This is a genomic window from Helicobacter pylori (genome assembly GCF_002832345.1).
GTDB classification, from domain to species: Bacteria; Campylobacterota; Campylobacteria; order Campylobacterales; family Helicobacteraceae; genus Helicobacter; species Helicobacter pylori_CP.
Map to the genome: position 1 here is coordinate 16,254 of NZ_PHLZ01000009.1, position 10,972 is coordinate 27,225.

The window sequence follows — 10,972 nt, forward strand, 5'->3', positions numbered from 1 at the left end:
TTTCAGATTTTAGCCCCTTCTTTCAGGCTAACTTCTGGCAAACTCTCCACATACAAACTCTGTGATGGAAAAGCAAAGCTCAAATGGTGCTTTTCTACAATCCCCATGATTTTTAACATCACATCTTCTTTGACTTCTAGCCACTCTTCCCAAACCACTGTTTTAGAAAAGCAATACACTAAAATATTAATAGAGCTGTCCGCAAACTGATCTAAAAAGACAAACAAATTGTTTTTATACCCTAAAAAATCATCAATAGAAACAATATCTTTTTTAAACATGTAGCGGTAATCGCTCACATTTTGCAAAGCACTATCGGCTCCATTAGCGATTTTAGGGTGGTTTTCTAACATTTCTTTAATGTCTTTCACGCAAAGCTGTAAAGCGCTTTGACTGGAGCTATAAGTTAAACCTATTTCCATTTTAATACGCCTTCCCACTTTACGACGACTCCAATTCCTGATGGGTTTTCCGGCTAATTCTGAATTAGGCACGGACAAAAGAGCGTTGTCAAAGGCTCTGATCGTGGTGCGCCTTAACCCCATTTCCACCACCGTGCCCTCCACTTCACCGCACACGATCCAATCCCCTTGAGAAAACGAATTGTCTAATAATAAAATGACCGAAGCAAAAAAATTCGCCAACACATCTTTAACCGCCAAAGCCACCGCTAACCCCCCAATCCCTAAAGAAGCGATGATGGCTGAAACGTTAAACCCTAGTTGTTTCAAAACCCCTAAAAGCGCGACAATAAAAATCAAAAAATACACGACTTTTAAAATCAAGTTGATCACTTCTTTTCTAAAATTGTGCGTGCTTTTGGTAGCCATATTCGTAACTAACGCTTCCCCATAGCCTTTAAAAAGCGCTATCACTAACCATGCTAAAAGCATGATATACACCGCGCCCACCCACATAGAAACTTTAGGGGGCGATGCGTTAGGGTAGTAGAAAATATCTAAAGCCACATCGCAACTAAATAACGCTAAAAAGACAGAAACCGGCGAAACAATGCTGCTTTGCACATTGACATGCATTTTTTTATTGCGCTGCATGATTTCAAAAATACGATCTAACAATAGGGCTAAAAGCCAAGTGATCAACTTCCTTAAACCCAGCAATAAGGCTAAAATCGTCAAAGCCAGCACGATTTTACTCACTTGCAAGCTATGGGTTGTGAAAGGCAAGACCTTGCTGATTTTGTTTAACACAAAATCCATATTCACTTCCATGATCAAGTTTTTAGGAAGCACTTCTTTAGGGTGGTTTTTAATGTAACGCAAGACTTCGGTATAAGTGTTCAAACGCAATTCATAATCGCTAAACATCTGCTCTAATTCATGCATTTTAACATTGTCTAAATTTTTAGGGAAAGTGTAGAGTTTGAATTGCCCTAAACGCAAAAGGAAAGAATCGCTGATACTTTCCACATCTTTTTGTTCGCTAAAAATATCAATACTGCTCCTAATTTTATCTATAAAACGATACAAAATTTCATCTATCAACAAAATATCTAAAGACAATCTGTCTTTCATGAAAGTGTAGAAATTATCACCCTTAATGCTTCTAGACAAACGCTTTTTGATTTTCTCTTGCTCTTTTAAATTTTGATTGATATCAATGCCAATTTTATCCCTTTCATTCAACACTTTAGAAGTCAAACTTTTAATCAAGTCGTTCTTTTGGGTGTTATACAGAGAGATTTCAGCGCTTCTTTCAGGGTTTTTTTTGTAAGTTTCAATGACTTGATTGAGCTGGTTGATTTGATTGAAAATCAAAAACAAATCCACCGCATCTGTTTCATGCTCTTCAACCGCCCTCAAAGGATTTAAAAACAATAATACCAATACCCACCACAATAATAAACGCATGCAAAAACCCCACTAAAACAAGATAAAATCTTTCTCACAATTTCTAGCGATTATACCAAAAATAGAAACACTCCACCCCATAAAGTTACCCATGCAATTTGAAAGTGCTTTTTATTTATCCCTAAAAAGCGGGCTTTATCCCAATTGTGAGCCTCTTTTCAGATCGCTATATCGCTTGATGCGATGCTTTGAGTATTTTTACATTTTATGATTGAAATTCAATTAAAAACAGAGCCTTAATTTTTAACAAGTCTTGCTTTATATTTGATATTTTTATAGCAGGATTTTGCACAGGTCGTAGTCAAAAAGCTTTCCTTGTTCGGTGCGATAAAGTCACGGATAATGTGCATGTCTTTTATTCTTATTACATGTTTCACTTTTTATGTTTTTATAACCGCTTTTATTAATGTTTTCATGTATAAGATCTGTGTTTTAGAGATTTCCAACCCTACCACTTGTGATTGGGCTATTTTGATGATCAATCTTTAGAAGAAAGAACCATAAAAATGTAGTATCCTATGCCTATAAGAAAAACAAGAATTAAGAAAATGAGTAATCCCCACTCTAAAGAATCCATAACTCCTCTTTAAAGAATGTCAAAAGTGGTGCGCTTGGCAGGACTCGAACCTGCGACCTACGGCTTAGAAGGCTGTTGCTCTATCCAGCTGAGCTACAAGCGCATGGTATTTGGCGTTAGGTGGTGCGCCCGAAGGGAGTCGAACCCCTAACCCCCAGATCCGAAGTCTGGTGCTCTATCCAATTGAGCTACGAACGCTTACAATTCAAATAAAGGAATGACTAACATAAAACTTGGTAAAACGCTTATTTAATGAGATGGGGTGGAAGATGGGAATTGAACCCACGACCCTCAGGACCACAATCTGATGCTCTAACCGACTGAGCTACTCCCACCATTCAACGAAAGGAAGCGACATTCTACCAAAGAATTTTAAACAAAACAATAAATTATGCAAAAAAGTGGTCGGGGCGAAAGGATTCGAACCTTCGACCCCTTGGTCCCAAACCAAGTGCGCTAACCAGACTGCGCTACGCCCCGAAATTTTCACATGAAGCGTTATTATAGCTGAATTTTTTGATTTTTGAGCGTAATTTTTCAAAAATACCGCTAAAATCAAAAGTGGCACTCAAAAATGGTATTAATCCAACTCCCCCACCCTTTTAAAAAGCTACTTTTTAAAAACAGCTCTAAAGGATTTTTAAGCTTTTTATTTCTTAAAAACTACTTTCGTTTTTTCATTTCACTAGAAACTTTTTCATAATGTTCCATGTGTTTTTTGCTTAACTCTTTGGTGATATTCACCATCACTTTGTGATAGGCTTGATTCATGATTTTTCTAATGGCTTGGTCATGGTCGGTTTCTTTAATCCTATGCACAAAAGTTTTGGGGACAAAACCTCCAGAATTGGTGCGTCGCAATTCCACTCTTTCAATCACAGCCTTAATCTTTGAAACATCAATACCAAAACTATGGATAATATCTTCACTTTTTGGCTCAACAAAATTCAAGTTCAAATACCCTGAAGACATATCTATCACTCTTTCTTCGCTAAGCGCATCGTTCTCTTCTACAATATCTTCTAAGATAGCCACATCCCCGTCCATGCGTAAAACGAGCAACGCTTTTTCTTTGATGTCTTGAGGGATTTCGCTAGCATCTTTAAATTGCGAAACGCTATAGCCTTTTCTCTCTAAAAAACTACTCAATTGGAGGAATAAAGACTTCTCAAACTCTTTTTGATAATTTTCAGGGATAACTTTATTAGCCTCTATCTTAGGATCGATTAAGACAACTAAATGGCCGTTTTTAGGCTCTTGCTTGCCTTTAATAGGATAGTGGAAATGCAAATCCACGGACTCGCCCATGTTATTGTGCTGCTGTTGCTTTGCAGGCATTCCATCAGCTAGAGCCGTATAAAACGCCCCACTCACTAGTAACGATCCTAAAACGATTGCCAAACTACCTTTTTTCATTAAATTCCTTTCTTTCTTTTTCTTTAAAATCAATTCCTAATCTTACCCAAAAAATCCCACTTTTAGCGCTATTTTTAAGATAATCATTCCCATTCAATCGTTCCTGGTGGTTTAGAGGTAATATCATACACCACCCTATTGATACCGCTCACTTCATTAGTGATGCGGTTAGAAACCTTTTCTAAAAAAGAATGCTCTAAAAATGAGAAGCTCGCTGTCATGCCATCGCTCGCGTTTACCGCTCTTAAACAAATAGCGTTTTCATAAGTGCGGTTATCCCCCATAACCCCCACAGAATTGACATTCAACAGCACGCAAAAAGCTTGCCAAACCTTGTCATACAAATTGGCTTTTTTTAGTTCCTCTATAAAAATAAAATCCGCTTCTTGCAAGCGTTTGATCTTACTCTCGCTGACTTCGCCTAAAATCCTTACAGCAAGCCCAGGCCCTGGAAAGGGGTGGCGCATTAAAAAATCCTGGCTAACGCCCAATTCCTTACCCAACAAACGCACCTCATCTTTAAACAATTCCCTTAAAGGCTCTATGAGTTTAAAGTCCATCCATTCAGGCAGTCCGCCCACATTATGGTGGGTTTTGATCACTTTTGAAGGCCCTTTAACGCTCACGGATTCAATCACATCAGGGTATAAAGTGCCTTGGGCTAAAAACTCAATTTTGCCTTTTAAATGGTGCTTCTTAGCTTCTTTTTCAAACACTTCAATAAAGGTTTCGCCGATGATTTTTCGCTTCAATTCAGGCTCGCTCACGCCATTTAATTTAGACAAAAAGATTCCTTTAGCGTCTATCGTGTTTAAAGGGATCTGCAAGTCTTTAAACATCGCTTGCACCCTTTCTTTTTCATTTTTACGCAACAAGCCATGATCCACAAAAACAGCGATCAAATTATCCTTAATGGCTCTGTATAATAGCGTAGCAACCACCGTAGAATCCACGCCCCCACTCACCGCACACAAAACCTTAGCGTTAGCGATTTTTTCTTTCAACCGCACGATTTCTCTTTGAGCGAAATGCTGCATGCCCCAAGTTTTTTCACAGCCGCAAACTAAAAGGGCAAAATTTTCTAAAATCTTACCCCCTTCCTCGCTTTGAATGACTTCTGGGTGGAATTGCAAGCCAAAAATCCTGCCGTTTTCAATCGCGCAATGGGGGGAATTAGAGCTTTTTGCGAGGGTAGTGAAGCCTTTAGGCAATTCTATGACTTTATCCATATGGCTCATCCACACAAGGCTTTTAATTTTCACGCTTTCAAAAATCACAGAATCTTGAGTGATTTCTAAAACAGCCTTACCAAATTCTTGCTCATTCGCACCAACCACTACCCCCCCAAAAAAATCCACCAAATATTGCATGCCGTAGCAAATCCCTAAAATCGGCACATTCAAATCAAAGATTTTCCCATTAGGCTTGTAAGCGTCTTTAGCATACACGCTCGCTGGCCCCCCACTCAAAATCAAACCTTTAGGGGCTTTTTTTTGAATGTTTTCTATGCTTTCAAAAAAAGGGACTATTTCTGTATAAATCCCGCTCTCTCTCAATCTTCTAGCAATCAGCTGTGTGTATTGGCTCCCAAAATCTAATACTAAAATCATCGCTCATTCTTTATTTTTGTGGGATCTGTGTTTTATTGTATTGATTTTTGTAATTCACCCTATAGCTTTCAGCCAACTCAGGCGCCTTTTGCACAAACCAGCGTTCTAATTTTTCTAGTTCGTATCTGTAATTTCCACCTTTTGAGCAATATTGAGAATCAATCAGCGAAAACGCATAGAGCGTTTTATTTTCTTTAGATTGGAATAAAAACTCCTTATGGAATAGCGCTTTTTCAGGCATGCCGCTCATCAGATCCTCAGGCAATAAAAAAGCGTCAAAATCACAAAGCACTTTTTTACTCAACTTATTGCTTTTGGTGAAAACAAAAACGATCTCTTTTTTCATGTCTTGTTTAAAAGCTAATGAAAGCACATTCAAAAAGGGCGGAGTCAAACCTTTATCCACCCTAACCTTAAAAGCTTTAGAATCCCCTAATAAGACCCCCATAGACAAAACCAACCCCACGCAACATTTCAAACTCGTTTGAAAAATATTCATCTTTTATCCTTATAAGCGTCAATATTGAAAACAGAAATTAAACGCATTGATTGGGTATTATAATATAAAAATTGAGAATTACGCTTCAGCTTGGCTAGCGCTCAAGCCTTTAGCGCTTAAGTCTTTCTAAAACACCCTCATGCTAGTATTTCCACCCCTTTTAAGCCCCAATAATGCTTGGCGTTGAAATGGAATGATAGGGCTTGACCAGTTCATACTTTCTAAGTCTCCTGATATTAACTAAGGCGGTATTGGCTGAAATGGCTTGTGTCATGCTGCTTGTGGGGCGTAAAGAAGTGAGCGTATTCACATGCCCTGCATTGCATCGTGGGTTTCTAACCCTAACATCTTCTGGATCATACCACGCCCCTTTTTGGATACTCAAAACCCCTTGACGGATATTCTTAGTTACAAACGCCCCTGCTAACAACCTCCCCCTAGCGTTAAACACTTCTACAATTTCACCATGCCTAATGCCTAATTTATTAGCGTCTAGTTCGTTGATCATTACAGGCTCTCTGCCTTGAATTTTATACACATTCCTAACCCAAGTGTTATCAAGCTGTGAATTGACACGGTATTTTGGGTGCGGAGAGATTAAATGGAACGGATAAATCTCAGCCATTTTAGAGCCTAGCCACTCAGCTGGCTCAAACCAAGTAGGATGCCCTTTAAAATCAGCCAGTTTAAAATCCGCGCATTTTTGAGAAAAAATTTGAATTTTCCCGCTCTCTGTATCCAGCTTATTATTAATAGGGTCTTGCCTGAATTTCGCATGACGCACAAACTTTCTCGCATTTTCAGGGATTTCAAACTCCACAAAGCCATCCCTCCAAAATTGATCAAACGATTTCAAAGTAGGGCCATCGCTTTTTTCATAAAGGCCCTTAATCCATTCCATGTAACTCTTAGATTCCGTGAATTTCTGCTCTGTTTCATTGCCCCCAATGCGTAAAGCAAGCTGTCTGAAAATCTCATAATCGTCTTTAGATTCATAAACAGGCTCTACCACCTTACGCATGGCATAAACCACATTTTTAGAATAACTCCCTCCAAAAGTAATATCATCTCTTTCCATAGTGCTAGTGGAAGCAAAGACAATATCAGCAAATTTTGCCGTAGGCGTCCACCAAGGCTCATGCACGATCACGCAATCTAAGGTTCTTAAAGCGTGAATAAGCTCGTTTGTATCAGCTTCATGCCCTAACAAATCCGCCCCACAATTATAGATCATTTTGATTTTAGGCAATTTGAGTTTTTTACCCATAAAATCAATTTCTTTATCCGGATTCAAAACCGCTTCAGAAACCCTAGATGCTGGAATAACGCTTTTTACAGAATTATGCCCTTGTAAAATCATAGGAACAATTCTTGCCCCTGAGCTTGCTTGAGCGTTCCCTCCATAATGCATAGAAAAGCCAAAGCCCCCACCAGATAAGCCCACTTGACCAATCATGCTGGCTAAAACAATTAACGCCCAATCCGGCTGCTCGCCATACTGAGCTCTTTGCATGGCCCAATTACCCGCTAAAAAAGTGCGTTTAGAGACAAACAAATCCGCTAATTCTTTGATTTTTTCTGCGTTCACTCCAGTGATTTGAGACGCCCATTCTAAAGTCTTAGGCACCTTATCGCTCTCTCCTAGCAAATAGGGTAAAAATTTATCAAAACCATCAGTGTATTTAGCGATAAACTCTTTATCGTATTGATTGCTTGTATAAAGATAATGCATCATGCCCAGCATTAACGCTACATCAGTGTTAGGGCGAATGGGTATCCATTCAGCGTTAAAGGCTTGAGCGGTTTCGGTATAAATGGGATCAATACTAATGAATTTAATACCGGCTCTTTTATACTTAGGGTAGTAGCTGTCATTGACATGGTTTGGCACAAAATAATCAATGCGGTTGCACTTGAATAAATCCGCCCCCCACATGACATACACCTTACAATTTTTAATCATCTCTTCATGCGTGGTTTGTTGCGAATAAACTTCCATATCCCCTACAATCATAGGGTTTATTCTTGCGGCCGCGCCATTACTATATTCCCCATCAGTGCCAATAGCCCCCCCTAAAGTCGTATTAAAAAAACGCCATGCTAAATGATGACAACGATGCAAGCTGCCCGCATGCCCCCAACCACCATAACTGGCATTATAAATGTTTTCTTTAGGGATTTCTTTAAGCTTTTTAGCCGCTAAATCCAACGCCACATCCCAACTCACGCGCACAAACTCTTCTCTCCCTCGCAATTCTTTGTGGTTTTTTTTGTTTTCTAAGAAGCTCTTACGCACGCAAGGATACTTCACCCTGCTATCTGAATACACCCTATCAACCATCGCTTTTAACATCATGGTAGGGTTATAATCGCTCTTTTGGGGAACAATATCTTTAATCACTCCATTTTGAACCTTTGCGATAAAGGGGCCAAAATGCGTTGCATGCGGAATGGATTCTACTTTTTCAAAAACACCAACAGCTTTCAAAACATTAGTGCTAGCGAGCACGATTGGGATTTTTGTTAGGATACTTCTGCGTGAAATGGACATGATTCTCCTTCAAGCTTGCATTCTGTTAAAATACCCCAAATTCTAACACATATTCACCTAAAATTACCGCTAATAAGCCCTCAAAGCATGGGTGTTAATTTAAACTATTTTTTATTCACGCTGCTCATGTCAGCGACTTTCCCCCACATCAAGCGGTATTTCCTTTTCATAAATTCAATTTCTTCTCTCGCTTGATTGAGTTCATCGCGCAAAAGATCAATGGTCTTTTTATCTTCTTCATAGACTTCTTGCATAGAGATTAAAGCGTCTTTTAAAAACATGTTTTCATTTTTAAAGGCTGAAATCGTTTCATCTTTAGCGCCAATGACTTTATCATGCAAGTTTAAAATCGTGTTAATGGTCTTTTCCACAAACACAGGCTCTAAAGAACGCCCGTTCATATCCATAGAAATCAAATTGTTTTCTACCTTTTTAATTAAAGCGTTTGTTCCGCTGCTCGCATCAATTAAAAGCTTGTTGTTGCTTATTTTGCTTTTAATTTTACCAAGATTCACTAATTCCAAAATCCTTTCTTTAGGAAGCCCTGAAAGGCGACTAAACTCTTCTAATTCAAGCCATGCTAAAGCGCTCAAATCTTCTAAAACCACCGGCTCTTTAGACTCTTTTTCTTTATCCTCTACCTCTTGCTCATTTGGTTGCACCGCTTGCACTTTGTTCAAATCTAAAATATCCAAATTTTTCCTTAAAAATAGTTTTAGCTTAACGCAATTTTTTAACCGCTTTTTTCAAGCTGTCTAGCAAATAATCAATATCGTTTATGGAATGCGTGAAGTGCAAACTCACTCTAAGCCATCCGGGTTTAGCGTTAAAATCGCTTGACTTTTGAGCGTTAAGATTCAATAAATCATGCCCATAAGGCCCCGCGCAAGAGCAACCTGCACGGGTCTCAATAGCGTATTCATAGCTTAAAACTCTCGCTAAATCATAGGGCGAAATCCCCCCAATATTAAAAGCCACTACCCCCACCCGATGCGCTGTTAAATTCCCATAAATATTAATAGCGGGCAAGTCTTTTAAGCCATGCACAAGCACTCTTAAAAGGTTGTTTTCTTTCTTATGGATAAAATCCAAACCGCATTCATCTCTCAATTGATACGCTAGAGCGCTCCTGTAAAATTGCAACAATCCTGGCGTGCCAAACTCTTCTCTCAAAGGCAATTCATCAATAAATTCATGCCGTGTGCAATTAGCGTATTTAATCACGCCCCCTGCGCTAAAACTCGGGGCGATTTGAGTGTCAATCAAATCTTTAGAAATGCCTAAAAGACCGCACCCTCCAATGCCCCCTAAAAGCTTATGAGGCGCATAAAAACCGGTTTGGTATTCGCAATCTTTAGGGTTAGCATGCGCGCTAAAATTCGCTAAATCCAAAGCTAAAGCGGCCTTATATTTCTTGCACAATGATGAAACTTCTTTTAAGGGCGTAAGCAGTCCGGTTACATTAGAAGCCGCGCTCATAGAAACCAGGCTGTTAGGGGATTTTTTTAAAACTTGCTCTAAAATTTCTAAATCCAATAAGCCATGTTCATTCAAAGGGATACGCACCACTTCACACAAGCCTTCACGCCAACTGATTTCATTAGAATGATGCTCATAAGGCCCTACAATCACACGCTTTAAAGCCATATCTTTCAAATACGGCTCTAAATTTCTCTTCGTTTTTGAAGGGATACACACCCCTAAAATTTCTTGAAATTTCTTAATCGCTGAGCTCGCCCCATACCCTGCGCTCAAGACACAATGATTAGCGCTCAAATTTAAAGAACGCTTCAATTTTTCTTGGCACTCTTTTAAAAGCATGCCCATTAAAATCGCATGTTTAGAAGCGACAGAATGAGCGTTCGCGTAATAAGGCAGTAAGGATTTCACGCGCTTTTCCACTAAAACGCTCGCCAAACCTGAAGCCCCCCAGTCAAAATAAGACACCCCTTTTTTTAAAATAATACTGGATTTCACCTGTTCTAAAGGGCTCTCGTTAGGGTTGAGCAAGGGAGCAAAACTCCTGTTTAAAAACGCTTGCACGAACTACCACCAACGCTTTTAATGTTTGTCTCCGCTTAAAATATGAAAATGCAAATGCATCACCTCTTGCCCCGCGTTTTTACCCACATTCGTTAAAAGCTTGTAACCCTTCTCTTTGATGCCTAATTTTTCCACCACTTCAAAAATAAAACTTGTCATTTGCGCCATAAGCTCTGGGGTGATGCCATTAAAATCCTGAATGCTTTGTTTAGGGATCACTAACGCATGCACTTTAGCTTTAGGGTTAATGTCATAAAAGGATAAAAAACGCTCGTTTTCTAAAATCTTAGAACAAGGGATTTCGCCTTGGATTATTTTTTCAAACACATTCATGTTTTTTTGCTCCCTTTTAAGGTTTTTCTTTTATTAAAGTTGTATTATAGCTTTTTAAAAATAAAATATAAG

The 10,972-nt window shown here is 39.0% G+C and carries 8 protein-coding genes and 4 tRNA genes; all 12 read right to left on the reverse strand.

Annotated features, from left to right (window positions below; translation table 11 throughout):
• Positions 1 to 2: 2 nt before the first annotated feature.
• The 12 genes from CXY28_RS03780 to CXY28_RS03845 all read right to left on the reverse strand — a co-directional run bounded on the left by CXY28_RS03780 (position 3) and on the right by CXY28_RS03845 (position 10,900).
• Positions 3 to 1,871 carry a mechanosensitive ion channel family protein gene (locus CXY28_RS03780; protein ID WP_100979517.1) on the reverse strand — a complete coding sequence of 623 codons (1,869 nt, stop codon included), beginning with the start codon at positions 1,869 to 1,871 and terminating at the stop codon, positions 3 to 5.
• Positions 1,872 to 2,474: 603 nt separating this feature from the next.
• Positions 2,475 to 2,551: transfer RNA gene (locus tag CXY28_RS03790), tRNA-Arg, on the reverse strand.
• 18 nt (positions 2,552 to 2,569) lie between these two features.
• A tRNA-Arg gene (locus CXY28_RS03795) sits at positions 2,570 to 2,646 on the reverse strand.
• Positions 2,647 to 2,706: 60 nt separating this feature from the next.
• Positions 2,707 to 2,783 (reverse strand) — tRNA-His (locus CXY28_RS03800).
• 67 nt (positions 2,784 to 2,850) lie between these two features.
• Positions 2,851 to 2,928, reverse strand: a tRNA-Pro gene (locus CXY28_RS03805).
• Positions 2,929 to 3,111: 183 nt separating this feature from the next.
• Positions 3,112 to 3,864, reverse strand: coding sequence for an HpaA2 protein (gene hpaA2 / locus CXY28_RS03810; protein ID WP_100979518.1), 753 nt, complete (start codon positions 3,862 to 3,864; stop codon positions 3,112 to 3,114).
• Positions 3,865 to 3,947: 83 nt separating this feature from the next.
• On the reverse strand, positions 3,948 to 5,474 hold the full coding sequence (gene guaA / locus CXY28_RS03820; RefSeq protein ID WP_100977785.1) for a glutamine-hydrolyzing GMP synthase: 1,527 nt from the start codon (positions 5,472 to 5,474) through the stop codon (positions 3,948 to 3,950).
• 10 nt (positions 5,475 to 5,484) lie between these two features.
• Positions 5,485 to 5,973, reverse strand: coding sequence for a hypothetical protein (locus tag CXY28_RS03825; RefSeq protein ID WP_100979519.1), 489 nt, complete (start codon positions 5,971 to 5,973; stop codon positions 5,485 to 5,487).
• A 160-nt stretch (positions 5,974 to 6,133) separates the two neighbouring features.
• Complete coding sequence (locus CXY28_RS03830; RefSeq protein WP_100979520.1) at positions 6,134 to 8,524, reverse strand: molybdopterin guanine dinucleotide-containing S/N-oxide reductase; 2,391 nt, start codon at positions 8,522 to 8,524, stop codon at positions 6,134 to 6,136.
• Between the two features lie 104 nt (positions 8,525 to 8,628).
• Positions 8,629 to 9,219, reverse strand: coding sequence for a DUF3972 domain-containing protein (locus CXY28_RS03835; RefSeq protein WP_100979521.1), 591 nt, complete (start codon positions 9,217 to 9,219; stop codon positions 8,629 to 8,631).
• A gap of 25 nt (positions 9,220 to 9,244) precedes the next feature.
• Complete coding sequence (locus CXY28_RS03840; protein WP_100979522.1) at positions 9,245 to 10,567, reverse strand: aminotransferase class V-fold PLP-dependent enzyme; 1,323 nt, start codon at positions 10,565 to 10,567, stop codon at positions 9,245 to 9,247.
• 18 nt (positions 10,568 to 10,585) lie between these two features.
• The gene (locus tag CXY28_RS03845; RefSeq protein ID WP_001100349.1) at positions 10,586 to 10,900 is read right to left on the reverse strand and encodes a histidine triad nucleotide-binding protein; all 315 of its coding nucleotides are present in this window, start codon (positions 10,898 to 10,900) and stop codon (positions 10,586 to 10,588) included.
• Positions 10,901 to 10,972 lie beyond the last annotated feature (72 nt).

What these genes read in the sequence shown, in the direction of transcription:
- CXY28_RS03780 (WP_100979517.1), bottom strand. Translation starts at nt 1,871, where the DNA reads ATGCGTTTATTATTGTGGTGGGTATTGGTATTATTGTTTTTAAATCCT.
- hpaA2 (WP_100979518.1), bottom strand. Translation starts at nt 3,864, where the DNA reads ATGAAAAAAGGTAGTTTGGCAATCGTTTTAGGATCGTTACTAGTGAGT.
- guaA (WP_100977785.1), bottom strand. Translation starts at nt 5,474, where the DNA reads ATGATTTTAGTATTAGATTTTGGGAGCCAATACACACAGCTGATTGCT.
- CXY28_RS03825 (WP_100979519.1), bottom strand. Translation starts at nt 5,973, where the DNA reads ATGAATATTTTTCAAACGAGTTTGAAATGTTGCGTGGGGTTGGTTTTG.
- CXY28_RS03830 (WP_100979520.1), bottom strand. Translation starts at nt 8,524, where the DNA reads ATGTCCATTTCACGCAGAAGTATCCTAACAAAAATCCCAATCGTGCTC.
- CXY28_RS03845 (WP_001100349.1), bottom strand. Translation starts at nt 10,900, where the DNA reads ATGAATGTGTTTGAAAAAATAATCCAAGGCGAAATCCCTTGTTCTAAG.